Genomic DNA, 25,227 nt, shown 5'->3' on the forward strand with positions numbered 1-25,227 from the left:
CGCACTCCAACTTTCTGTATGATGATGAATTCAAAAAAGAACCTTACGCGATTCACGTATGAAAACGCCGCGTTTGAAGGTTGGCGGCTCTGCATTAGCCGTGGAGGCACCACCTTTACCAAATACTTTCCCGATAAGAAGTACGGAGGCGCACAGCTCTCGCTGGATGCGGCAGAAGATATTCTGAAAAAGCTGATACCTATTCTGGAAGGTGGAAGGCGCGTAAATAGAATGCTTTCCGCTTCCACTATATCCAAGGCCGAGGCTCTTCTGAAAAAAGTCCCATAAGACAGGTCCCGGTTTCCAGTTTCCTCCCGGGAAATCCGTGCTTCAATTACGAATGCCTTCTGTCATCCACTGGTTCCGCCGTGACCTACGTATCACTGACAACTCTGCCCTCCACCACGCATCCCTCGCCGGCATCCCGGTAATCCCGGTCTACATTCTGAGCGATTGGAAAGGACAGCACTCCTGGACCGGACCAAACCGCCAGCAGTTCCTTTGCGGCTGCCTGGAATCCCTCTCTAAGAATATTGGGACCATCCGGGGAAAATTGTTAATTCGCAGAGGTGGAGCTATTCAGGAACTAAAAAGACTCATCCAGGAAACCGATTGCCGTGCGATCTATTTCAATCGAGATCCCGATCCATTCGGAAAAAAGACCGAAGAAGAACTGGAGACCCTCTGCGCGGAGTTGCAGATCGATTGTTTCGGCCATGACGATGTGGCGCTCCACGGCCCGGAAGAAATCTATACTCAATCAGAGAAACCTTATAAAGTTTTCACGCCTTATTCCAAAAATTGGCTATCCTTGGACAAGCCCAGTCCCCTACCCAAAGCAGGAGAATTGAACACCCCCGGCGGGCTATCCTCGGAGGATCTACCAACCTTGACTACGTGGGATCTTCCGGAATCCAAAGCAGATCTACCGGAACCCGGCGAAAAAGCAGCGCGAAAACGCATGAATGCGGCCGTCTCCGGGATCATACGGGATTATTCGGACCTGCGCGATCTTCCGGGGGAGGAAGCCACTTCCAGAGTCTCCCAAGACCTACGCTTCGGACTTATTTCAATCCGGACCCTATATAAGAAGATTTCCGAAGAACTGAAGAACTCTCGCGGCGGTCCCCGCAGTTCCATCGAAACCTACATCAAGGAACTCGCATGGCGGGAATTCTATTTCGCGATCCTTCACCACTTTCCAGACGTCTTACACGAAGAGTTTAACGCTGATTGGAGGGGCCTACCTTGGGAGACTCCGGGGGAGAAATTCGAAAAGTGGAAACTCGGTGAAACAGGATTTCCGATCGTGGACGCCGGTATGCGACAGCTTTTGAAAACAGGTTTTATGCACAACCGCGTCCGTATGATCACCGCCATGTTTCTGACAAAGGATCTGCATATCGATTGGAAACTCGGAGAATCACACTTCATGCAGCATCTCAACGATGGCGAAATAGCCTCCAACAATGGAGGCTGGCAATGGTCCGCTGGAACTGGTGCGGATGCTGCCCCTTATTTTAGAATACAGAATCCGTGGACACAGACCGCAAGATATGATCCCCACGGCCGGTATGTCAAAAAATGGATTCCCGAACTCCGGGATATTGATCCGAAAAAATTCCAGTCACCACCTCCGACCGGAGAAAAGCTAGCTCCAGACTACTTTCCTCCCTGCGTGGATCATAAACAAGAGCGGGAAAACACGCTCAAAATCTTCAAAAAACACAAAGGTAACTGACTTGGAAGTCCATCGCTGATTGGTGGATGATATTGCGGCGGTATTTGTGCGACAAATTGCTGGTCGCAATGCATCGGTCTCTCATCGAAAACCAAAGGTAAGCGCGAGAACGCAAAGCGCTATCGCTACTTCTCCAGAGCTTCCGCCCGCTGAATCAACGCCTTCGCTGCATTCTCATTTTTCCCTTCACTGATCCATATCCCTGCCAGTGCCCGCAAAGCGGCTGCGGTTTCGTTCTTTGCCTCTTTGGGGAACATCCTGATAGCTGTCCTTAACCTATCCTCGGCCGCCTTGGTCTCACCCTGTGCCAACAATTGATTCGCTGAATCCAGCATAAATCCAGGCTCCATTTCTCCACCTATTTCCAGTAATTTCTCCGCTTCACGGAACATACGTCCTGCCGTTGATTTTGTTTCCGGATCACGTGCAGTCGCCATCGCCAGCTTCATATAAAGACCAGCATCGTCCTCATGGTCGAATACCGCTTTCTCCAGTAGCAATCGAGCCTCACGGAACTCACTGTCATTCATCAATTCTTCTGCCAACTCGATAAACTCGCTCGGACTTCCGCCTCGAATTTTCAAAAGTTCCACAGAATGACTCCTCGCTTCCCCCGCCATGCCATTGATGCGGTAGTATTTGGTCATTGCCACGTGCGCCGAAACTTTCCCGGGATGGATACTGAGCACCTCTTTTAGAATTTCCACTCCTTCCTGATTACGCCCTGCGGTGAACATCAGGATCCCCAGCCTCACCTTCAGATCCAGTGAAGACGGAGCAGCATCCACATGAGCTTGAAGCAACTCAATAGCATGTTTCTTTCTTCCGGTTTCCCTGAAATGGTCACTCGCCTCCCTCGCCAGATCCGCAGCCTCCGGGTGATCATCCATCCCATTCTCCAGAACCCTGTCCACTCGTTCCGCAGCTTCGGCATCTTGATTATCATACAGACTTTTCGTAGTAGCCATATAGTAAAGGATACTCTCAGGCCGATCGAGTTGTAGCTCCTCCAGGAGACTCCTCGCCTTCCCATCATTCCTTTGTTCGCGGGCAAGACGAATTAGGCGCTCAATAGGCATATAGTCCCCCGGGTATACCTCCAGCACCTTCCTGTATGCTTTTTCCTGAAGCTGCAGAGCCATTGTATCTCCACGGGCCACACTACCCATAAAATCCCCGAATTCGATATTGATCAGAGGATCATCAGGGCGAGCCTCGATCAAAAGCTTATAAGCATCAATTGCGGCTGCCCGGTCACCCACACTTAAAAGCCGCTGCGTTTCCATCCGCACCAGCGGCAGACTGGTAGGATCAGCTAGGTAGGCCTTCTCGTAGAATTCCCCGGCCAGCTCTTGCTCATTTCTAAGCTCATGAATCACTCCGAAGGTGAAATCCACCAAGGGATCCGCACCCGCCTCCATAGCACTAGTTGCCAGGATTACTGCAAGTAGCACCTTATTCATTTGATCAGGAAATTCAGACAATCCCCTGCCGTAGCGCCTTTGAAACGGCTTCGGTCTGCGATCTAACATGCAGCTTCCTGTAGACCGCCCGAAGGTGCATATCCACCGTGTGCTGGGAAATATGCAACTGTTCGCCTATCTCTTTTTTCGTAAATCCTTTCACCAAAAATTTCAGCACTTCTTCCTCTCTACTTGTCAGAGGTTCCAGCTGCTCCACGGGACCGTGTTTTGCAAAACCATTGAGAATCATTGTAGCAATCGCACTGCTAAGTGCCGCAGCACCGTCGATCACATCATGGATTCCATCTAGAATTTCGTCCGGGCCGGAAGTCTTCAGCAAGTATCCTGAGGCGCCGTTACAGATCGCCCGGTAGACACGCTCACGGTCATCGAACGCGGAAAGAATCAATACTTTCAGGTCCGGCAGAATTTTCCGAACCTCAACCAAGACCTCCAGACCATCCATTTTCGGCAACCCGAGATCCAGCAATAGAACATCAGGGTAATCCGAGGTAAATTTAAGCTTATCGAAAAACTCGTCGGGAGAAGCAAAGTGGTAAGGGCATTCCAAATCATCCTCACTCTCGATCAAGCGGCGGATCTGTTTCGCGAAAATCTGGTGATCCTCGAGAATCCAAATGGTGGATTTTTTCTTTGCTTCGGTCATTTCAATGCTGGGGCTACTATCAATAAGGAGCGCTTCACAGTTAACAAAATTTCAGTACCTTTGTCCCGCTCCGTTTTTATATCGAGATGTCCCTCAAGCACTCGAGCCCGTTCGTCAAGCTTACGGACTCGCTGAGGAACTTCTTTGCCCTCATGCAACACCACCGGCAATCCTCCTCCGTTATCAATCACTTCCAGCGCCAGCTTATCACCTTTGTCCCAGAGACGGACAGTGATCTTCGTTGCCTTTGAATGCTTCACAATATTGTGAATCGCTTCCTTATAGAACAAAAAGAGATGACGCTTCGCATCCAGAGAAAGCTTTGCCGTAGCCTTGGTAGAATCACATTCGATTGAATAATCAATCTCCCTCAGCATCCTGCTGGCTGTCTCCCTCATCCTCTGGACCAAGTCTCCGATCGAGTCCTGTTTCCTTTCCAAAAGCCATACAATATCACGCATCGCAAGCGAGCTTTCCCTGGCTATGCTCTCCACCTCATTCAAGTCCTCCCCAACAATTGCAGGTCCGGCGAGACGAATCAGATCCTTGCGCGCCGTCCGGGCGATCAGTGAGATACTTCCGAGATTACTTCCGATGTCGTCGTGCAAATCGGACGCGATCCGCTTTCTGAGCTGATCCATCTGATTTCGCGAAATCAGACGCCTACGCTCAACGATGAAAACCGGGATCAAAAATGTAAGACCCAGCATCATGGCAGAGCCCCATGTGGCGTTGAGTTCGCTTTCGGATGCCATTTGGACGCGCATGGGTTGCAATGCCCCAATCTCATTCTCTACCCGCCAGCGATCGTTTAATTGACCCAACCATGAGCCGACGGGAATGATTTGCCGATTACTCGCAAATCCGTTCGTCCTCGTAGAAAGACGCTCCTTTTCACCTGAAACATCAAGAATCACCGGCCTGCCCATCGCCAGGTTCTTATGTTCGGACCAAACTTCGATCTCCGAAAGACCATACAAAAACTTTCCATCAACCTCCCTTGCCTTCTTCCCGACAACCCGAATTTCCCGCGCTCTTACATCGTCGAAAGCAAAAACCAGAGGTGTTTCATGGTTTACCCCCTCGATCGGATTTCTCCATTGGGCGATCGTTTGAAATTCTTCCTCGGGACCATTTCGCACCTGAATGTCCAAAATTTCAGGAAGAATCCCGGCCTCCAGGGCTTCGCGAATATCGAAGGGAAATAGATTTATCAGGGATATCTCGGAAATCTCGCCCAAATCCAGACTCCAAGAAATCTCTGTATCGGCTGAATCCACATACTCTAGATCCCCCCTGTCCGCTCTACGGGCCCATTGACCTCCCTGCCACACACCGAGAGGCATGCGGCCATCCACCACAGCATCAGGAAACCAGAATTCTCCGACCTGTAGTGTCCCGGAAGCCTTCACCTCGCACCCAAATGATACCGGATATGAGTCAGAAATTACCACAATCTCGGAAATCCCGAAAATCTCGCTATCGCCGCGCGGTTGCCCTTGATTGACAGTTAACCTTACGTAGCGGGCCCTTGCCCCCTGGCCGTTGAATTTGACGGGTTTCCCACCTGTTTCCGGGAAATATTTGTCCGCGGAAGAATACAATATCCGAGATTCGGAAAAGTCCTCCACACCGGACAGTTCGATGGTAAATCGCTTCGGAAATATATTTCCCTGCGTGCCTCCACCCTCCTGCACTGGCACCAGATACAACTTATCAATCGGAAAATCTTCACCCAAATCAAGAGTAACGGTCGGTTCCGGATCTGAAGCTTTCAGTTTAACACCCCTGCAGCCGATTCCCGTTTTGAGCACGTGCTCATTGTAGACAGCCAGCGACATCAACTGGCGGTCAAGAAATTGAACCCGCTCCTCCATCTTCACCAATTTAGGATTGAAAAGCCGTGCGACCTTCCCGATCGGATTTCCCAGGGATGGTTCAGCTCCAGCGGTGCTAATCGAGAACGCAGCAATCGAAAGGCAGGAGGTAACTCCTGTCAGAAGACGACAGTTCAGCAATTGCTGGGGGGTAATCACGTAGGATATAATGTCAATTCCTATAGGACTATCAAGAAAAATGAACTAACCGACCGGGCCATATCTACTGACTTTTAGTAAACGATTGATATACAGCCCTGAAAATCTCCCGGATTTCGAAAAACACCGTCGGGCCCGGCACCGGACAAACTGAATTCCGCAGCTTTAATTCGCTCATCCCCTTCAAGGTTGTTCGTTGACTGCCCAGAACTTTGCATCCAAGCTTCCCCGGCAAACATTCGCATTCAAGTAACCAATACACCTCAATATGACTCTATTTCGACGTTTTCTCAGCATGGCACTAGCAGCCTCGCTCTTCACTACGGCCAATGCACAGGAATCCGATCTCAAAATCGCTACCGTAGATATGCAGGAGCTCTTCAAGCAATACTACCGCACCAATGAAGCGCAAAAGCAAATCAACGTAGAGCGTGCCCGCATCCAGAAAGACAATAACACACGTCTAGGTCGCATCCGCGAACTGGAAACAAATCTCAGCAATCTCAAAAAACAAATCGAGGATCCATCGATCAACGACACCAAAAAACAGTCCCTATTCAAGGATTGGCAGATGCAGCAACAGGAAGGTATCGCACTCGATCGTGAGCGCCGCGAATTCCTCCAGCGCCGGAATCAGGCACTCAATGAGAAAATGGTTCAGCGTATGAAAGGCATTCTCGAGGAAATCCGCAAACTCGTTGAAGAGCAGGCCAAAACGGGCGACTACGATTACGTTTTCGACAAATCCGGTCTCAGCACCTCCCAGGTTCCTTTCCTCCTCTACACCAAGGACGCCACAGACATTACTGCCGGCCTTCTCAAGGATCTGAACAAGGACGCTCCTGCGGAATCAGCACCTGCTGAAGACGAAGAAGAAGCTGCAGAAGCCGCTCCGGAAGCTCCTCAGGGGGAATAAATCAACCAATCTACTACTTTGGCAATCAGCCTAAGTCTACAAGAGCTCGCCCAACGCATTGATGGAAAAATCATATGCGGTGAGGCGAGCTCTCAGTTTACAGGGATGGCCTCGCTGGACCTTGCGGAAAGCGCCGACATCAGTTTCCTCGGAAATGAGAAGTATTTTCAGCAGTTTCTCTATACAAAGGCAGGCGCTGTTATTGTACCCGAGGGTCACGATTTCCAGAACTCCGGGCCAGCTCTGATAGCTGTTAAAAATCCATCGCTGGCATTTTCCGCGGTCATCTCGCATTTCTCGGAAAAGCTGGCAACATTCTCTCCCGGCATCCATTCCACAGCCTCAGTTTCACCCACTGCAAAGCTGAATCCCGATAAGGTCTGTATCCATGCCGGAGCCGTCGTAATGGACGGAGCCAGCATTGGAGATGGCACCGAGATCGCTCCCAATGCGACCATTTACCCGAATGTTTCGGTAGGAAAGGACTGCAAGATCGCATCCAATGTCTCCATCCGTGAAAACTGCGTGATCGGCGATCGTGTCCAGCTCCAGCCCGGCTGCGTTATCGGCGCGGACGGTTATGGCTACGAATTTGCAAATGGTCGCCATGAAAAGATCCCTCAGGTAGGAAATGTTGTAGTCGGTGACGATGTCGAGATCGGTGCCAATACCACGATTGATCGTGCCCGCTTTGGAAAAACAGTGATCGGTGAAGGCACAAAAATCGATAATCTGGTTCAAATCGCCCACAACTGCATCATCGGAAAACACTGCCTTATCGTTTCCCAGACAGGAATCGCAGGTAGTACGAAAATCGGTGATTACGTCACCCTTGCCGCCCAGGTCGGTGTGGTTGGACACATCGAAATCGGTGAAAAGGTAACCGTCACCGCTCGAGGTGGAGTCACCCAATCCCTTGAAGGTGGTATCATCTATGGGGGTAAACCTGCCACCCCGCTGAGACACTCCATGAAATTGGAAGCCCTTGTCCGCCGCCTACCGAAGCTGGCTGATCGGATCAAAGCTCTCGAAAAAGCAGCCTCTGCCAAAAACTCCTAGCTAACACCGAAATGTTCGATTTCTCATGGTTCGCTCAGCCCGATGCGTGGGCCGCACTTCTTACCCTGACGCTACTGGAGATCGTTCTTGGTATTGATAACATCGTCTTCATTTCTATCCTTGTGGATCGCCTGCCCGAGGAGCAGCGGAAAAAAGGGAGGATCATCGGTTTGGGTCTGGCAATGATCACCCGGCTTTGCCTGCTTGCTACGATATCCTGGATGATGGGGCTTACCGCCAATCTGTTTTCCATACCGGTCCATCCTATTCTCTGGAATATGATTCCCTACGCAGCAGAACATGGAGGCCAGCTTGGAATCAGTGGAAAAGGCATGATCCTTCTAGCTGGTGGGTTTTTCCTGATCTGGAAAGCCACCAAGGAGATTCATCATAAGCTGGAAGGAGAATCGGAAACCCACGCCTCGACAAAGGCAGCTACATTCGGAGCAATCATGGCCCAGATTGCGATCATTGATGTCGTATTTTCACTGGATTCGGTAATTACGGCAGCTGGCATGGCGGATCACCTATCAGTTATGATGCTTGCTGTAGTCATCTCCATTGGAGTCATGATGGTAGCGGCCGGAAGCATTGGAGATTTTGTTTCAAAACATCCTTCTATAAAAATGCTGGCTCTTTCGTTTCTGATCCTCATTGGCACCGCCCTCATCGCGGAAGGTTTCCACTTCGCGATACCGAAAGGCTATATCTACTTCGCAATGGCGTTCTCCCTGGGAGTTGAATTACTCAACCTCAAGATCCGGTCCAAAAACACTGGCTCGGTTCCACGTCCCTGAGGACCCTTGGTCGCAGGAAATGCTAGGGTCCGCTTCAAATTCTCAAAACAGCAGATCCATTCTGTCTGAGCGTTAGGGATAATAAAAAACTCCTACCCGTGGAACACAGGTAGGAGCTTGGAGATCGTTCGATCTACGGCCTAGGTATACTGGTTAACCAGAGCCTCGTATAGCTCCTGCTTACCGCTTGTTCTGGCAGGCTCGCCGCCTTCGGCGCCGATGCTGGCCAGATTTTCCAATGTCAGATTCCCAGCGGCGAATTCAGCGCCCTGCCCGGTTGAGAAAGATGCATAGCGGTCCTCCCTGAGCTTCTTATATGGAGATTTTACGAGAATCTTGTCCGCAGCGATCAGTGCCCTGGCAAATACATCCATACCACTGATGTGCGCGATAAAGAGATCCTCGGGATCCGTTGAATTTCTCCTGATCTTCGCATCGAAATTTGTTCCCCCACCCTGGAGGCCACCCGCCTCGAGTATTACCAGCATAGCCTCGGTAATTTCGCGGACGTTGATCGGAAACTCATCCGTATCCCACCCGTTTTGGTAATCACCACGGTTCGCGTCGATACTTCCCAGCATGTTGTTGTCCGCAGCTACCTGCAGCTCATGTTGGAAGGTGTGTTGCGCGAGAGTGGCGTGATTTACCTCAATGTTGAGTTTGAAATCATTTTCCAGACCATGGGCCTTGAGGAAACCGACAACCGTAGCCGAATCGAAATCATACTGATGCTTGCTTGGCTCCATAGGCTTCGGCTCGATGAAGAAATTCCCCTTGAAACCTTGGCCGCGAGCGTAGTCACGAGCCATTCTCAACAAGTTCGCGAAATTTTCCTGCTCACGCTTCATGTCCGTATTGAGCAGGGTCATGTAGCCTTCACGGCCTCCCCAGAAAACGTAGTTCTCACCACCGAGTTCGATAGTCGCATCAATCGCGTTCTTAAGCTGTGCCCCGGCGTAGGCCACTACATTGAAATCCGGATTCGTCCCGGCACCATTCATATAACGCGGATTACTGAAGAGATTCGCAGTTCCCCACAGGAGCTTCACTCCTGAAGCGGCTTGCTTCTCTTTTGCATATTTCACGATAGCTTCCAAACGACGGGTCGATTCGCTGAATGTGTCACCCTCCTCCACAAGATCGTAGTCGTGGAAACAGTAGAAAGGTGATCCGATTTTTGTGATGAACTCAAAAGCTGCATCCATCTTATGCCTCGCACGTGTGTCCGCATCATCGCCATGTATCCACGGAAGCGCATGGGTCTGGCCACCAAAAGGATCTCCGCCAGTTCCACAGAATGAATGCCAGTAGGAAATGGCAAAGCGCATGATTTCCTTCATGGACTTTCCGCCCACCAAAGCATTTTCATCGTAATATTTGAAAGCCAGCGGGTTATCGCTCTCCGCGCCTTCAAATGCGATTTTCCCGATTCCCGGGAAATACTCTTTCTCTCCTGTGATAATACTCATGGTTGTTTTATTGATTTTTGATTTCTAGTTTTTGACTAAACCGCCTGCTGCAGGTGATTCTTCCACTTCAGATATGCTTCGACGTAGGGGCCCTCCTTCGGACTGATCTCTCCACGCAACTCAAGATTTTCGAAAGCCTCTTCCGTATCGGCAAACACCTTTGCACCGAGACCGGCACCCCGCGCGGCACCTAATGCGCCGTCCGTTTCATATAGCTCGATCTTCGCTCCACTCACTCCTGCCAGAGTCTCGCAGAAGACTTCGCTCTGGAATAAATTCGCTGCTCCAGCCCTGATTTTTGAAGCGCCCATTCCCATTTCACGCATAACTTCAAAGCCATACATCAGCGAAAAAACGATTCCCTCCTGGATTGCCCGGCAGATATGTGAGCGATCGTGACGATTGAAATCCAAGCCGCAAATCTGGGCTCCGACCTCCCGGTTTTCCAGAACCCGTTCCGCCCCGTTGCCGAATGGAAGAACAGTAATTCCGCCACTACCTATCGGAGCAGTTTTCGCTAAATCGTTCATCTCATTGTAGCTGAGATCCCCCATCAACCTCTTGGTCCATGCGTTGAGAATTCCTGTACCATTGATGCAAAGAAGAATTCCCACATGCACGTCGTCCTTTGTGTGGTTCACATGGGCGAACGAGTTCACACGCGACTTCGGATCGTAGCTTCTGTTGCCACTCACACCGTAGATAACACCCGAAGTGCCCGCTGTAGCAGCTACTTCACCCGGTTTCAAAACATTCAAAGAAAACGCATTGTTCGGCTGGTCTCCCGCGCGATAGCTGACCGGTGTGCCCGCCGCCAATCCAAATTCGGCCGCTGCAAATTCAGTCACCTCCCCCTGATTTCCAAATGTAGGAACGATTTCCCCAAGAACATCAGGTGAGAAACCGTAGTAATCCATCAGAAAATCCGCCACCTGCTCCTTCTCGAAATCCCAGAACATTCCTTCAGAAAGGCCCGAAACCGTAGTAGTGGCCTTGCCCGTCAACTTCATTGCCAGCCAATCACCTGGCAGCAGGATTTTATCAACTTTAGCAAAGATCTCCGGCTGATTTTCTTTGATCCAGGCCAGCTTTGAAGCTGTGAAATTCCCGGGAGAATTCAGAAGACCGCCAAGACACTTTTCCTCGCCAATTTCGAGAAACGCCTTTTCTCCAAATGGAACAGCCCGCGAGTCGCACCAGATATTTGCAGGGCAAAGCACGTTCTGAGCACTATCCACGCATACCAGACCATGCATTTGATAAGCAATACCCACCGCCTTCACGTCCTCCGGGCTTGCACCCGCCAGCTCCATCGCCTTATGCACCGATTTTTTCGCGTATTTATACCATAGCTCGGGGTCCTGCTCCGCAAAGCCCGGCTCCGGAGTGCCGATTTTCATTTCAGTTTCGGGAAAGCTGGCGCTACCCACACATTTTCCGCTTTGTGCATCCATTAGTGCAGCCTTCACGGATGAGCTGCCGATATCGATTCCTAGAAGATATGCCATTGGTGGGTTTCAAGTTGGTTTTCTCAAGAATACTTTCACATTCGAGGATTCATATCCTTGAACATCATCGCAAATTTTAGCACAATAATCGCATAGTATGCAGCACACGATCGCAGATGGTATAGACTACTTCGGCGCGAACGGATTTCCCGTTACCGTACGTAGAGTTGCCACGGATACGCTTGATCAGCCATCGCACCCCCACGACTTGACCAGGGTCGAACACAGCCATGACTTTCATGAACTGGCGATAGTTGCCGAAGGACGCGCAATCCATTCTCTGGAGGGAAATGAATTTCCAGTTTCGAGGGGAGATGTTCTTTTACTTCAGGGAAACCAGCGGCACTTCTATCACCAGCGGGAAAATTTAAAACTGCTCAACGTCATGTATGACGCGGATCATCTGGGCCTACCGGAGAGCGAACTCCGGCGTATTCCCGGATACTGTGCGGTATTCATGCTGGAGCCGGTCCTGCGCAGACAGTCGAAATCCGCAAGCCAGCATCTCCATCTTGATCAGCTTCAGCTGGCCCATGTGGAAAGTCTGGTTGAAACCATGGAGATCGAGTGCAGCAAGCAGAGGGTAGGATACGAAGTGGCCTTGCGGGCCAAGCTGCTGGAGCTCATTGTCTACTTGTCCCGCACTTATGAGGAAACCGATAGAACGGAGTCCCATGCCCTACTCCGGATGGGCACTGTTATTGGCGCACTGGAGCAGGATTTTTCACGCGAGTGGAAAATTGATGAACTGGCAAAAATAGCACACATGTCGCGGAGTAATCTCATGCGTATTTTTCGTAAGGCCACAGGGCAAACCCCCATCGAATACCTGCAGCACCTACGTGTTCAGAAATCGATGGAACTGCTTCGAAACACCGAGCTGAGTGTCACCGAAGTTGCCATGCAGATCGGCTTCAACGATAGCAACTATTTCACCCGGTGTTTCAGAAAAATCAGCGATCAAACTCCGCGCCAGTATCGCAATAAGGGGCAGCTACCGATCAGCCAACCTTGAAGAACCTTCTCAGTTGCGGAACTTCGGATTAATATCCCAAAGAACAGGAGCCATAACGCGTATTTGCAAATCCTAGGCAAATGATCAACTCCCCCCCGACACATCAGCGATGAAGGCGCTGCCCTCCAGAAGCCCTTTTCCATTCCGAATACCGGAATCACATTATCCTGTAGGCCAGTCCCTTTGAGACATAGCGGGTAGTCGCAATCAGGGTTCCCGGAAAATGAGCCTGTACGGACGAATAAATAGAGAGGACAACTAGAACCGAAAAATATTCTTTATCCTGCAGGGGGAGCGCTGAAGTAGGCCTATCGGGGTGACTTTTCAGAATCCGGGAATTTCGCATCCACACTTTTCAGCCATTTGTTGAGACGCCCGCGGAGGCGTTCAGACAGCTCCGGATTTTCCGACAAGACGTTATTCTTCTCCATTGAATCTGTATCTATATTGAAAAGAGCGTCTTCCTTTAACCCGTAGCCCTGATATAGCTTCCATCCGCCAGAGAGGATCGCACTTCCCATGAAGTATTTCACATCCGGTCGATTGTGAGGGTAGTGCCAGAAGAGCGCATCCCGATCCAACTTATCCTTGCCCTGGAAAAGCGGCAATAGATCCAAACCTTCCAGTTGTTTGATTTCTTCGGTTGAGCCTCCGCCAGCATGTACAAACGTTGGGAAGAAATCCATCGTCGTAACCGGGACTGATGTCTCGGAACCCGATTTTATAACCGCCGGCCAACTCACCGCCATCGGCACGCGGATACCACCCTCAAGTAGTGATCCCTTCTTATCTGCCAACCATTTTGTAGGCATATGCCCCCCATTGTCCGAGTAGAATACCACCATAGTATTTTCTCTCAAATCGTTGGAATCAAGGGAGTCGAGCACTTTACCCACCGCCATATCCATGCTCTCGAGCATTGCCAGATAAGCGTTTCCTCCATTCTTTTTCAATAAGTCCTTTGGTGCCTTGATAGGCGTGTGGACCTGATACAGCCAGAGCGAGAGATGAAAAGGCACAGCTTTGTGCTTCTCAATGTAGTCGACTGCCTCATCACCCAGGCGGTCGGTCAGATACTCACCCTTTTTCCGATTTTTGATCGTTCCATTCTTATAAGGGTCAAACCACGATGCCGGCTGGCCATAAGCACAGCCACCTATGTTTGAATCGAAGCCGAAGTGCTCCGGGTGAAATTTATCATCCACAATACCGTTCTTTGTCTTCTGGCTCCCCTCACCGGCAAGATGCCACTTCCCAATGAAAGCCGTGGCATAACCCTGTTTTTTCAACTCACGGGCATAGCTCGGTGAGTCCAGCGGCAGCGCGGTCAGAGTATCAGCATCCGATGGATTCCCCTTCGCCACCCTCTCCCTACCTGCAATGCCGGGAATATGGGTCGTCAGCCCGATTTGAGCCGGAGACATCCCGGTAATACAGGAAGCCCGCGTCGGTGAACAAACCGTTGCCGAGCTATATGCCTTACTGAAAACCATCCCGGATTCCGCAAGTCGCTGCAAATTGGGTGTGTTGATCTTCGGATCACTTCCATCAAAATCCACCCACCCAGGCCCCAAATCATCCGCCATGATGAAGACAATATTTGGCTGTGCCGTTTCCGCAAAGGCAGTGATACCACCGATCTGAAAAAGAAGTGCAGCCGCAAGGGGAATTTGAATCTTGAACATACCCAGTATGATACGGCGGAGACGACCCAATATATCAATAACATTTCCTTTTCCTGTCGGAATTTACAAATATTCGTGAGAAATCCAGGGAATCATAAAAGTGACGAACTCGTTTGTAAATTTTTAGCAGCTCAGGCTTTGCTATCTGGAAACTTCTAGCTCGATCATTAATTTCCTTGCGAAAATATACCTTATAGGGTCATTTCAGCGATTAGATCAGGTCACTTTCATGAAACGAATCGCCATTTTAGTTGAAACATCACTCGCATCCGGCAGGGGCATCCTCGACGGAATTTCACGGTATGTCGATGAGCGGCCCGACTGGTCGGTATTCCAACATGTTGGCCCGCTCGGAGCGATGTCCTCGGAAGCTCTCCGCGATTGGCAGGGTGATGGGATCATTGCGCGGATTGCCAACCCTGAATCGCTTGCAATAATTCAGGAAAAAAATCTCCCGACAGTAGATGTTCTGGGGAATATTTCGCCACTCCCCTACCCACTTTTCAAGTGCAACGACAGTGCCATTGGAAAGTCCGTGGCAGAGCATTTCTTGGAGAGCGCCCATAAGAATTTCGCCTTCATCGGTTTGGGAAACGAGCGGTGGTCAATAGAGCGGGAAGAAGCCTTCACCAAGGAAATCGAAGTAAATCAATACAAGGTCGCAAGTTTTCATATGGAGAAGCGACTGACCGATCACATGCTCTCCGGAGACTCGTTTGAGGCTATAAAATCCTGGCTTCGAACATTACCGCTCCCCACCGGGATCATGGTGGCGAGCGATCAATTCGGTCCTATCCTTTTCGAGGCGTGCCATCAGCTGAAACTCTCGATTCCTGATAGAGTGAGCGTTGTTGGAGTGGATAATGACGGACCATTCTCCAATCTCTGCCGACCACGGCTCAGCAGCATCATGCCTGATCACGAGCAAGTGGGTTATCTGGCAGCGAAAGGTCTCTCGGATCTTATCGAAGGCAGGGAGTTGCCAAAAAAGGTAGTCGAAGTGGATAAGCACACCCTCCACAGGAGGATTTCGAGCGAGTTTGTGGCAATCGAGGATCCATCTACCCTCACCGCTATAAAATACATCCGAGAGCAAGCCTCGAACAGCCCTAGTCTGGACGAGGTCGCGAAAGTTTCCGGACTCTCACGGAGCGTTCTACAGCGCAGATTCCGTCATCATCTTAATCGCACTGTTGGTGACTTGATCTTATCGGAGAAACTTCGACTCGCCCGAGAGATGCTGAGCAGCACAGATCTACCGATCGCAGTAATAGCGGAACGCACGGGCCTGAACTCTCAGGAATACATGAATCGAATTTTCAAACAGCACCTCCAAACAACACCGAGAAAATACCGCCTCCACCTCTAGCGGGAACAGAGGGGAAAACCAGTTCCCCTCCTACCACCTGGAAGCTCTAGAATTTTTCTTGGATCTCCTTCAGCCCTACACCGAAAAGACTTTCTGCGATCGGGTTCAACTCCTCATCCGACCCTTGGATGTGGTATGTCCGCTGGATGTGATTCATGGTCTCACCGGGCTTCAAGGCAGCGGCTGGAGATGATGTCTCCAGCTCATAAAATGGTCCCAAGGGCGCCACACCAGGCTCGGGGGACCCATCGTTGTAGGAATTGATGGCATCTCCTGCATATGGCTGCTCCTGAATTTCCCACATCGAATTTACAAAACCGTTCGGAGATTCCTGAATATTGTAGGTCACTACATTCAAAACCTTGCCTGCGGCATCATAGCTACCGGCAATACCTTTCGATCGTTGTGGAGAAATTCCGATCTTCCCGCGGCGTGTTCCATCTCCGCGGAAATATAGAATATTTTCCTCCACCTGCAAATATTCGTCCGGCACTTTGCCGAAATAGCTATCATTCACTTTTGCTCCCAGCTTCTCTACCTCTCCGTCTTCGAAAGGAATAACAACCGTTGTCTCGGGGGATGGATTATACATTCCCAACATCCAGATCGAAAGCAACCCGGTCTCGGCCTTCCATTCCTCTTCTCCTTGATTGGTAATACGGTTATCGGTTTCATATCCGACCATTTGTAGGTTTCCCCCAATCTCCACACCCAGCAGTTTGCTGGCGTCGTCTTTGTCCAAGACAGTGACTGTCCGCTCAATCCCCACCTCAAATTTGGCACCACTATAGTTAACCAGCTCAGCACTGTGTTCAAATTTCACCGAATCCTCATCATGCTCTATTTTCCCGAAGGCCTCGGTATCGATCACCGGAGGAGTCGTCCAATCAGAGAACTCAAACTTTGTCCCGGGCTTGAAGAACAGAGCAAACTGCCCCCCCTCGGGTCCCAGCCAGAATCGCTCCTCACCGCCGAAGATATAGATATGCTCCTCCAATTTCCCTTCCCGTTCCTCGTCCGTGAGGAATCCTTTTTCAATCACAGGTCGATTGATCCAGCCAAAACTCGGACCATCAGCCCTATCGAAGGTGCTGGTCATCACACGCCCCTGATAGGCAGGTGCCACTGCCACTGCAGACTGCCCCTTGTGTAGGATCACAAGTTCGGTGTGCTTCGCCATGAAAGCGGCATCGTCCGCAAATGCACCGGCCTCGGCGGCACCATTTCCATTTTGGATTGATATCCCCATCAGGAAGGGAAACAAAATAATTTTACTTAGGGATTTCCTATTAATCATGTTCATATGTTTGGGATTTGTAAAAACTGCGATCACGAGTTCAGACCAATAAAACTCGAAATTTTCCGTAATCCGAGCAATTTCTGCTGCTTAAAATTGCAGGTTCCAGTTTCCAGAGACCATTTCCACTTCCTTAATCCCTAGAATTCGTTATAGATTCAGTTCCCCATGTCCACCGAAGCCATCCTTTCAACTGCAAGGCAATATCTAGAGGTAGATCCGACGACACCGATCACCATGGTTCCCATCAAACGAGGAGCCTCAGGACGAACCATCGTTAGGGTCAAAACTCCGGTTCATGAGGATTTCATCGGCATTCACTGGACGGATGAGCGCGAGGATAATGCCCAGTTTGTCCCTGTTGCAGAATTTTTGAAAAATGCGCGCTTCAATGTGCCCGCAATTCTTTACGATCGCTCCCAGCACAACCTCGCTCTGGTAGAGGACCTGGGAAACACAGACCTTCTGTCACTCAAGGATAAACCGTTCAAAACAAGACTCCCCTACTATCGCTCCGCTCTGGAGCAGATCGATCGTCTTTTCTACACCCGGGTTCCGAAGGATCTTGAACTGATGGAGCCCTTCGATGCAGATCTTTATCGTTGGGAGCAGAAATACTTCTTCGATTACTTCATCGAAGATTTCCTCAAGGAGAACCCTGTTCCCTTGGAAAAGAACGAAAGCTTCATCGAAATGGCCCAAGCACTCGGGGCATCCCATAAACATCTCGTCCATAGGGATTTCCAGTCGCAGAACCTTCTTATAAAGGGTGAAAAAATCTACATGATTGATTTCCAGGGCCTCCGTCGCGGACGCCAGGAGTACGATCTCGCCTCATTTATCTTCGATCCATACATGGATCACTCGGCGGATGAACGGGAACAACTTATGGATCTCTGGGAAGATATTTCAGACGAGAGACCGGAAGAGTCACTTTTTAACAAATGCGCTGCACAGCGGCTCATGCAAGCCTTGGGCGCCTTCGGAAATATCATCGAGAACAAAGGGGACAACTGGTACCGTCTCCACATTCCAGTGGCAGTTAAGTCTCTGCTTACCGTCATTCAGGGCACCGATATCGAAGACGCCCTTACGCCAATACTCAAAAAATATTTGGCCAACGCCAGCTAACACTACGCCAGCCTACGGACCCCACTCCTGATCCTATGCAAGATTCTCGTCGTGCTCGATGAGACAACGCATCGGAATCATGTTGGAGTAGTCAAAGCCCTGCTTTCTGAAGAACTCCTGACTCTCGGCGCTGATTTTGTCCGTAAGAAGAGTAATCCTTAGAAATTCCTTTTGCTTAGCAAACTCGATCACGTGATCCAGAAGCATCGTCCCGAAACCTTGCCCCCTGTGGTGTGGATGGATTACCACGTCCTCCATTAGGATAACAAATCCCCCGCGAGCTGTGGAAATAGTGAAAAGCATATTCACCATTCCAAATATCTGATCATCATTCCTTACAACGGCAATACGTCCTCGGCTAGGTTGCTCCAGAATCAATCGCAAGCCACGTTCCTGCACCTCCCGATTGGGGACAAAATCGCCGGAAGACATTGAGAACAAATCCATTACCAACTCAGTAAGAGCCGGCAGATCGTCCAATGTTGCCATCTCTACGCGAGGTACATTCGAGGAAACATGAGCTCCCTCATGCACTATATCTTCAGATGCGGCCATTAAATCCATCCCTCAAATATTGATCTTTAATGCTCTAAAAGCACAGAAGATTTTAAAAAAAATATCTAAGAACACCACAGCATGACGCAAACTCATCCTTAGTATCGAAAGCATTCCTCTGTTTGGATACCAGCCAGGCCACAATGGCACCACCAATGCTCAATTTGTATCGAAACTCTAATTTCATACGAAAATGGTCGATCTCAATACAACCGCCTTCACGCCAGAGCAGACAAACTATCTGAATGGCTTCGTCTCCGGTATTCTGCAAGGACGGCAAATCCCTTTCCTTGGCCAGGACAGCGAGCGGAGATTCACCGATGATCCAGATGAGTCGGTCGAAACTGTTTACGGCATTCCGATCGATGAACTCTGCCGAGAAGAAGTCATCAAACATGAGCAAAACGGTCTGGATGTATTTCCCTCCATGCTGGAAAACGCAGGAAAAAATGTTTTCCCGAGTGCGGAAGATGCATTCCGCTACAAGTTTCACGGTCTTTTCCACGTCGCACCTGCACAAGACTCATTTATGATGCGCTGCCGTGTCGCAGGAGGAGCGCTCAGCACAGGTCAGTTCCGTGGTCTCTCGAAAATTGCCGAGACCTACGGCCCGGGTCATACTGACCTTACCACCCGCAACAACCTTCAGGTCCGCGAACTGATGCCTGGGGATCTACCCAACGTTCTGGATGATGTTGCAGACCTCGGTCTCACCAGTCAGGGATCAGGTGCCGATAACATCAGGAACGTCACCGCTACGCCTACAACCGGCTTCGATCCGGACGAGCTTCTGGACGTCCTCCCCTATGCCCGGGCGATGCATTACTACATCCTCCGGAATCGGGATCTCTACGGTCTTCCTCGGAAGTTCAACATCGCATTCGATTCAGGTGGCAGAGTTTCCGCATGTGCCGATACCAATGATATCGCCTTCTACGCAGTCCGTGCACAAAACGGTGAAATCGGGTTCCGTCTACAACTCTGTGGTATTACCGGCCATAAACAATTTGCCACGGATGCAGGCATATTCCTGACTCTATCCCAAGCAATCCCCACAGCTGCGGCGATCCTTCGGGTATTCATTGAAAACGGTAACCGTACCAATCGAAAAAAATCCCGCCTCAAATATCTGGTAGACGATTGGGGCATTCCCAAACTCCTCCAGGAAACCGAGAAAAAACTAGCCTTCCCGCTCGCGTTCACCCCTCTGGAATCATGCAAGGTTCCAACACCAAAAGTGAAACACGGCCATCTCGGAATTCATAACCAATCCGACGGCAAGGATTACATCGGCGTTCACGTCCCTGTCGGGCGTATGACATGCAGGCAGATGAATGACATCGCTGATATCGCTGACAAATACGGTCGAGGGGAAATAAGACTCACAGTTTGGCAAAACCTCATCATTCCCGGTGTCTCATCTGAGAATGTTGAAGCAGCCGCCGCCGCCATTATCGCCACAGGTCTGGATTACCGCCCGCACCACATACACAGCGGCATCATCGCATGCACCGGTTCACGCGGCTGTAAATACGCAGCTGCAGACACAAAAGGAAATGCCGTGGATCTCGCAGCTTACCTCTCAGAGAAGCTGGAACTTGATCAGCCACTGAACATCCACCTTACCGGCTGTCATAACTCATGTGCACAACATTACATCGGCGATATCGGCTTGATGGGCTCACCCGTAAAAAATGAAGCAGGAGAAACCGTGGACGGCTACAATATCGTCCTAGGTGGTGGAGTAGACGATGAGCAGGCAATCGCTCGCGAAGTCTGGAAGTCCATTCCCTTTACTGACATTCCTGCTCTGCTCGAAAAACTCCTTTCCCACTACCTAGTGACACGTGAGCCAGGCGAGAGTTTCATCAAATTCTCCAACCGTCAGCCATTGGAAGATCTCGTAGCACTCAACTCCTGAGCCCCCACCAACGGTAAAGTGCTGAAAATTTAACAACTACGAAATTGTGCGGAACCTCATTGATGAACTTCTGGAGCAGCAATCCACGCTTCAAACTCCCGTCGCGAAATTTTCAGAGAAACATCATGCTGAGCCCGATCTTGAGCCACACTACCGATCCCTCATCCCGCTTTCCAAGCCAGGGAAGGGAGAGCAATATGCCTTCGAGGTATCGCTAGACCGCTGCACGGGATGCAAGGCATGTGTTTCAGCCTGCTCCTCGCTTAACGGACTCGATGAGAATGAGACATGGCGCGATATCGGAACCCTCCTTGGCGGTCCCGAGGCTCCGACCTATCAGCAAACCATCACCACTGCCTGCCACCACTGTGAGGATCCCGGCTGCATGAACGGCTGCCCCGTTGGTGCTTACGAAAAAGATGAAGATACTGGCATCGTTCGTCACCTGGACGACCAGTGCATCGGCTGCTCCTACTGTATTCTCAAGTGCCCATACGACGTCCCCAAGTATTCCAAATCACGGGGAATCGTCCGTAAATGCGACATGTGCCACCAGCGTCTCGCAGAGGGAGAGGCCCCTGCTTGTGTGCAAGCCTGCCCTACAGAGGCTATACGAATCGTAAAACACAAGACTGTTGGAAATCGCGATAGCCGTGATATTTCCCTCTTCAAATCCAGGGTTTTCAACGCGAATTCCACGATTCCGGATTCTAAAATCACCCTTCCCACCACCCGATATACCGGCAGGGAAACACCTTCAGCCGCCCACGCTGCCGACCGGGAGACGCTCCACCCCCAGCATGCTCATTGGCCGCTGGTCTTCATGCTCGCATTCACACAAGCCGGCCTTGGGCTGTCAACAGGAGGCCTATCTCCGGACAATTCCGCAAAGCTCCCTCTGTTTATACTTGGAGCCATCATCTTCAATCTGGGAATGGTCGCGGCCACGCTCCATCTCGGACAGCCCCTCAAAGCATGGCGATTTTTCCTAGGCCTAAAAACTTCGTGGCTCTCGCGCGAAATCCTTGCGTTCTCAATGGTTGCACCGCTTCCACTCGTCCTCATAGGTCTACACCTCAGTCCAGACTTCCCATTCAAGGATCTCGCATCTCTCTTCGTTGTGCTATCAGCAGTTCCTGCCTTTCTCACCGCTATCTTTACGAGCGTGATGATCTATCAGGACACGCACAGGGAATCATGGCGCTTTTCAGTAACCATTCCCCGCTTCTTCGGCACATTCTTTTCCTTTGCCTCACTGGGTCTGGCGATTGCAAATCCGACATCCACCAACATCATTCTCTTTTCCTTGGTTACTTTCGGGAAAATGATTCCTGAATTCTTCGTCCTCAGTTCAAGCAACGATAAAGACTGGTCAGCGGATAAACACGCGGCATGCATACAGCTCGGCCGCCTCCGCTTGGTTACCATTCTACGCTTCATCCTCATTCCCCTCGCTCTGGTAGCCTTGCTCATCTTTCCGTGGGCCGCCCTTCCTATATTACTGGTATCGGAAGTTCTGGAGCGTCAGCTGTTCTTCCAATCCTGCTACGCTCCGAAGATGCCTGGACACTTCTGTTGAAAAACAGGTGCGTTTCCGGCGCTTCGCGCTAACTTTCCCGCGTGCCACCGGATACATCCAATTCTGAAATGCCGATCTCATTGAGCGGCAAGCTCCTGATTGCAGACCCCTCTCTACAAAGCAGTATCTTCAGAAAGTCCGTGATCTTCATTTCAGATCATTCACTCTTGGAGGGCGCATTCGGAGCAATCATTAATCATCCCTCGAAGAAAACTGTGGGCGACCTTGTTCCTGACCTCAGCGACTCGGTCCTGGGAGGCTTGCAGGTATATATCGGCGGTCCACTCGCTTCGGATCAGCTCACATTCTCATCGATCGCATGGGATAAGAAAGATAGATTGATCTATCTACCGCAAATTTCCGCCCAAGCCGCAGCAGCAACAATCGGTATTTCAGGCAATCGTATCCAAGCCACCGTCGGCTACTCCGCCTGGTCCCCCGGTCAGCTCGAAAACGAACTGAAGCAGAACACATGGTTCACTCGGAACCCATCCGAACCACTCCTCAACACCCAACCAGACATCAATCTTTGGAAGACGGTGCTTGAATCCATTTCTCCATACCACAGCCTGCTGGCCGAAGCTCCAGACGATCCAAGCCTGAATTGATTCCGTCATCTTAAATCTTTTCAAAATACTCTCATGTCCGCACTCAAGTTCCATCCCATCGAGGAAATCATCGCCGATATTGCCGGCGGGAAAATCGTAATCGTCGCAGATGATCCCTCCCGCGAAAACGAAGCAGATCTCCTCTGCGCCGCATCTCTCTGCACTAAGGAGATGATTAATTTTATGGCTGTTCACGCACGCGGCCTGATCTGCGCCCCAATTACCTTGGAGCGAGCAGAGAAACTCGATCTCCCCCAGATGACTCGCAGAAACCTCGAGGGGATGAAAACCGCTTTCACCATCTCCGTCGATGCAGCAGAGGGAATTACTACAGGTATCTCAGCGGCAGACCGTGCGCGCACCATCCAGCTGCTAGCCGATCCCGAGGCCACTGCGGATTCCTTCGTAAAGCCCGGCCATATTTTCCCCCTTCAGGCTATGTCTGGGGGTGTTCTCCGTCGTGCCGGGCACACCGAGGCGGCAGTAGACCTAGTCACACTTGCCGGCCTCCCGGAAGCCGGAGTTATCTGCGAAATCATGGACGAAGATGGCTCCATGGCACGCGTGGGGAACCTCGGCAGCTATCAGAAGAAACATCAGCTAAAAGCCTGCACGATCGCCCAGCTAATCGAGTATCGCCGTAAATCCGAGAAATTTGTGAAACGGGATGAAACCGTTCAGATGCCGACTGAATTTGGCCCATTCGATTGCCATCTCTACACTGTATCGCTCGATGATTCCCACCACATCGCAATGACGCGAGGTACAATTGATCCGGAAAAACCAACCTTGGTAAGAGTCCATTCGGAATGTCTTACCGGTGATGTATTCCACTCCCAGCGATGCGATTGCGGACCACAGCTCCAAAGTGCTATGAAGCGTATTGCGGAAGAAGGCGGAGTGTTGCTCTATCTCCGCCAAGAGGGCCGGGGTATTGGATTACCAGCGAAAATCCACGCATATAAGCTTCAGGAACAGGGTCTTGACACCATCGAAGCGAACGAAAAACTCGGCTACGCATCTGACCTTCGAGATTACGGCATGGGCGCTCAAATACTATATGATCTGGGAGTCCGACGGATCAAACTACTTACCAATAATCCCAAAAAGGTCGTTGGCCTTGGCGGCTACGGTCTGGAAATTGTGGAGCAACTCCCTCTTTCCCTTCCTGGAAATCCTCACAACGAAAAATATCTTCAAACCAAGAAGCTTAGAATGGGTCACACTCTCTAAGCAAAAAAAAGAGGGTCTGCATCAAGTGCAGATCCTCTCAATTGAAACTAATTAAAGCTGGAGCCTCACGCCAGACCTGTAATCGGCTTAGGCATTGGCTTCTCTTTTTTACTGAGTGCGCGGCGCATCTTGGTAAGCGCTGAGTTTTGTAACTGGCGGATACGTTCACGAGTCACTCCGAACTCACGCCCTACCTCTTCAAGAGTAAGAGGTTTCGCGCCACTAAGACCGAACCGCTCATCAATAATGCGGCGTTCGCGTTCATCGAGGATATCAAGCAGACCATCGATCTCACCGTGCAGGTTCTTATCTGCAAGCATTTCGAGAGGATTTTCCGCGCGATCGTCACTAATGATTTCTCCAAACTCGGTAGATTCTCCGTCGTTGATCGGAGCATCGAGAGAAGTCGGACGTTGGGAGGCCTGCTTCAGCATTGCGAGTTTTCGACGTGGCAATCCAACTTCCTCGGAGAGTTCCTCATCGGTAGGTTCACGGCCAAGTGCTTCGGCCAACATTGAAGAAATCCGACGCATTTTAGCGATCTTATCAACCATGTGAACTGGAAGACGGATAGTCTTGGACTGGTTTGCCAGCGCACGCTTGATCGATTGTTTGATCCACCAAGCGGCGTAGGTGGAAAGCTTGCCGCCCTTCTCAGGATCGAAACGTTCTACCGCCTTCATTAGGCCGATGTTGCCTTCGGAGATAAGGTCTGTGACCGGTAAGCCATAATTGGAGTAGTCCTGCGCGATTTTCACCACCAGTCGGAGGTTTGCGCGAATCATGTGTGCACGGGCTTCGCCGTCACCATTTTTGATTCGCTCTGCAAGTTCGATCTCTTCCTGGATGGTAAGAAGAGGTGTTTTAGAAATTTCCCGAAGGTAAAGCTTCAGGCTGGAGTCAGATTCGTAGGCCATGATTTTTTTAATTAGTGTCTAATATGGAAACGTCACAGCGGGGTGATTTATTCCAATTTTATTAATGTGAGCGGCCAATACAGATCCATCTGCCTCGGTTGTCGCTTCTGTCATTTTACAAGCAGCAGCATACGTACCCCAGACAAATACAACGTAACTCACTAAGCGTAAGCACTCTTAAAAAGACAAAAGCGCGACATAAGCCGCGCATGTGTCAGAACGATCGTGCAAATGTGACACAGTCGTGCATTTTGCCCTACA

At 50.4% G+C, this 25,227-nt stretch carries 21 protein-coding genes; 12 read left to right on the forward strand and 9 right to left on the reverse strand.

The window, feature by feature from the left end; all coding sequences use genetic code 11:
- The first annotated feature begins 18 nt into the window (after positions 1 to 18).
- Positions 19 to 288 (forward strand): hypothetical protein, encoded by a 270-nt coding sequence (locus tag AAGA79_RS10590; RefSeq protein WP_411825771.1) that lies wholly within the window; start codon positions 19 to 21, stop codon positions 286 to 288.
- Positions 289 to 340: 52 nt separating this feature from the next.
- Positions 341 to 1,741, forward strand: a complete 1,401-nt coding sequence (locus AAGA79_RS10595; RefSeq protein WP_411825772.1) for a cryptochrome/photolyase family protein — start codon at positions 341 to 343, stop codon at positions 1,739 to 1,741.
- 125 nt (positions 1,742 to 1,866) lie between these two features.
- On the opposite strand, the gene AAGA79_RS10600 is transcribed toward AAGA79_RS10595, so the two are convergent.
- From AAGA79_RS10600 to AAGA79_RS10610, 3 genes are read right to left on the reverse strand one after another with little or no spacing between them, the layout of a single operon-like run.
- On the reverse strand, positions 1,867 to 3,204 hold the full coding sequence (locus AAGA79_RS10600; protein ID WP_411825773.1) for a tetratricopeptide repeat protein: 1,338 nt from the start codon (positions 3,202 to 3,204) through the stop codon (positions 1,867 to 1,869).
- Positions 3,205 to 3,217: 13 nt separating this feature from the next.
- Entirely contained in the window at positions 3,218 to 3,871 is a 654-nt protein-coding gene (locus AAGA79_RS10605) for a response regulator transcription factor (RefSeq protein WP_411825774.1), read from the reverse strand.
- The gene (locus tag AAGA79_RS10610; RefSeq protein ID WP_411825775.1) at positions 3,868 to 5,907 is read right to left on the reverse strand and encodes a histidine kinase; all 2,040 of its coding nucleotides are present in this window, start codon (positions 5,905 to 5,907) and stop codon (positions 3,868 to 3,870) included. Before AAGA79_RS10610 ends, AAGA79_RS10605 begins: the two co-directional genes overlap by 4 nt.
- Before the next feature lie 268 nt (positions 5,908 to 6,175).
- On the opposite strand from AAGA79_RS10610, the gene AAGA79_RS10615 reads away from it, so the two are divergent.
- Genes AAGA79_RS10615 through AAGA79_RS10625 form a run of 3 tightly spaced genes read left to right on the forward strand, consistent with a single transcriptional unit; the run spans position 6,176 to position 8,679 of the window.
- Positions 6,176 to 6,823, forward strand: coding sequence for an OmpH family outer membrane protein (locus AAGA79_RS10615; RefSeq protein WP_411825776.1), 648 nt, complete (start codon positions 6,176 to 6,178; stop codon positions 6,821 to 6,823).
- 18 nt (positions 6,824 to 6,841) lie between these two features.
- Positions 6,842 to 7,882 (forward strand): UDP-3-O-(3-hydroxymyristoyl)glucosamine N-acyltransferase, encoded by a 1,041-nt coding sequence (gene lpxD, locus AAGA79_RS10620; RefSeq protein ID WP_411825777.1) that lies wholly within the window; start codon positions 6,842 to 6,844, stop codon positions 7,880 to 7,882.
- 11 nt (positions 7,883 to 7,893) lie between these two features.
- Positions 7,894 to 8,679, forward strand: coding sequence for a TerC family protein (locus AAGA79_RS10625; protein WP_411825778.1), 786 nt, complete (start codon positions 7,894 to 7,896; stop codon positions 8,677 to 8,679).
- Between the two features lie 140 nt (positions 8,680 to 8,819).
- Here the strand turns inward: AAGA79_RS10625 and xylA are convergent, their stop codons facing one another.
- Together xylA and AAGA79_RS10635 are read right to left on the reverse strand one after the other, a co-directional pair.
- Positions 8,820 to 10,148, reverse strand: a complete 1,329-nt coding sequence (xylA, locus tag AAGA79_RS10630) for a xylose isomerase (RefSeq protein WP_411825779.1) — start codon at positions 10,146 to 10,148, stop codon at positions 8,820 to 8,822.
- A 35-nt stretch (positions 10,149 to 10,183) separates the two neighbouring features.
- Positions 10,184 to 11,656, reverse strand: coding sequence for a xylulokinase (locus tag AAGA79_RS10635; RefSeq protein ID WP_411825780.1), 1,473 nt, complete (start codon positions 11,654 to 11,656; stop codon positions 10,184 to 10,186).
- 97 nt (positions 11,657 to 11,753) lie between these two features.
- Between AAGA79_RS10635 and AAGA79_RS10640 the strand changes: the two genes are divergently transcribed.
- Positions 11,754 to 12,671, forward strand: coding sequence for an AraC family transcriptional regulator (locus AAGA79_RS10640; RefSeq protein ID WP_411825781.1), 918 nt, complete (start codon positions 11,754 to 11,756; stop codon positions 12,669 to 12,671).
- Positions 12,672 to 12,979: 308 nt separating this feature from the next.
- Here the strand turns inward: AAGA79_RS10640 and AAGA79_RS10645 are convergent, their stop codons facing one another.
- Positions 12,980 to 14,356 carry a sulfatase gene (locus AAGA79_RS10645; protein ID WP_411825782.1) on the reverse strand — a complete coding sequence of 459 codons (1,377 nt, stop codon included), beginning with the start codon at positions 14,354 to 14,356 and terminating at the stop codon, positions 12,980 to 12,982.
- Positions 14,357 to 14,585: 229 nt separating this feature from the next.
- On the opposite strand from AAGA79_RS10645, the gene AAGA79_RS10650 reads away from it, so the two are divergent.
- Positions 14,586 to 15,725 (forward strand): XylR family transcriptional regulator, encoded by a 1,140-nt coding sequence (locus AAGA79_RS10650; protein ID WP_411825783.1) that lies wholly within the window; start codon positions 14,586 to 14,588, stop codon positions 15,723 to 15,725.
- A 46-nt stretch (positions 15,726 to 15,771) separates the two neighbouring features.
- Here AAGA79_RS10650 and AAGA79_RS10655 read toward each other — a convergent pair whose 3' ends face one another.
- The gene (locus AAGA79_RS10655) at positions 15,772 to 16,974 is read right to left on the reverse strand and encodes a DUF6786 family protein (RefSeq protein WP_411828231.1); all 1,203 of its coding nucleotides are present in this window, start codon (positions 16,972 to 16,974) and stop codon (positions 15,772 to 15,774) included.
- 216 nt (positions 16,975 to 17,190) lie between these two features.
- Between AAGA79_RS10655 and AAGA79_RS10660 the strand changes: the two genes are divergently transcribed.
- Positions 17,191 to 18,153 (forward strand): phosphotransferase family protein, encoded by a 963-nt coding sequence (locus AAGA79_RS10660; protein ID WP_411825784.1) that lies wholly within the window; start codon positions 17,191 to 17,193, stop codon positions 18,151 to 18,153.
- Between the two features lie 33 nt (positions 18,154 to 18,186).
- Here the strand turns inward: AAGA79_RS10660 and AAGA79_RS10665 are convergent, their stop codons facing one another.
- Positions 18,187 to 18,708 carry a GNAT family N-acetyltransferase gene (locus AAGA79_RS10665; protein WP_411825785.1) on the reverse strand — a complete coding sequence of 174 codons (522 nt, stop codon included), beginning with the start codon at positions 18,706 to 18,708 and terminating at the stop codon, positions 18,187 to 18,189.
- A 193-nt stretch (positions 18,709 to 18,901) separates the two neighbouring features.
- On the opposite strand from AAGA79_RS10665, the gene AAGA79_RS10670 reads away from it, so the two are divergent.
- The 4 genes from AAGA79_RS10670 to AAGA79_RS10685 all read left to right on the forward strand — a co-directional run bounded on the left by AAGA79_RS10670 (position 18,902) and on the right by AAGA79_RS10685 (position 24,049).
- Positions 18,902 to 20,629 carry a NirA family protein gene (locus AAGA79_RS10670; protein ID WP_411825786.1) on the forward strand — a complete coding sequence of 576 codons (1,728 nt, stop codon included), beginning with the start codon at positions 18,902 to 18,904 and terminating at the stop codon, positions 20,627 to 20,629.
- A gap of 46 nt (positions 20,630 to 20,675) precedes the next feature.
- A complete protein-coding gene (locus AAGA79_RS10675; protein ID WP_411825787.1) occupies positions 20,676 to 22,208 on the forward strand; it encodes a DmsC/YnfH family molybdoenzyme membrane anchor subunit in 1,533 nt (510 codons plus the stop codon).
- A 68-nt stretch (positions 22,209 to 22,276) separates the two neighbouring features.
- Entirely contained in the window at positions 22,277 to 22,816 is a 540-nt protein-coding gene (locus AAGA79_RS10680) for a YqgE/AlgH family protein (RefSeq protein WP_411825788.1), read from the forward strand.
- 33 nt (positions 22,817 to 22,849) lie between these two features.
- Positions 22,850 to 24,049 carry a bifunctional 3,4-dihydroxy-2-butanone-4-phosphate synthase/GTP cyclohydrolase II gene (locus tag AAGA79_RS10685; RefSeq protein ID WP_411825789.1) on the forward strand — a complete coding sequence of 400 codons (1,200 nt, stop codon included), beginning with the start codon at positions 22,850 to 22,852 and terminating at the stop codon, positions 24,047 to 24,049.
- Positions 24,050 to 24,114: 65 nt separating this feature from the next.
- Here AAGA79_RS10685 and AAGA79_RS10690 read toward each other — a convergent pair whose 3' ends face one another.
- Entirely contained in the window at positions 24,115 to 24,966 is an 852-nt protein-coding gene (locus AAGA79_RS10690) for an RNA polymerase sigma factor RpoD/SigA (RefSeq protein WP_411825790.1), read from the reverse strand.
- Between the last annotated feature and the right edge of the window lie 261 nt (positions 24,967 to 25,227).

Source organism: Luteolibacter sp. AS25 (assembly GCF_046736275.1).
Lineage (GTDB): Bacteria > Verrucomicrobiota > Verrucomicrobiia > Verrucomicrobiales > Akkermansiaceae > Luteolibacter.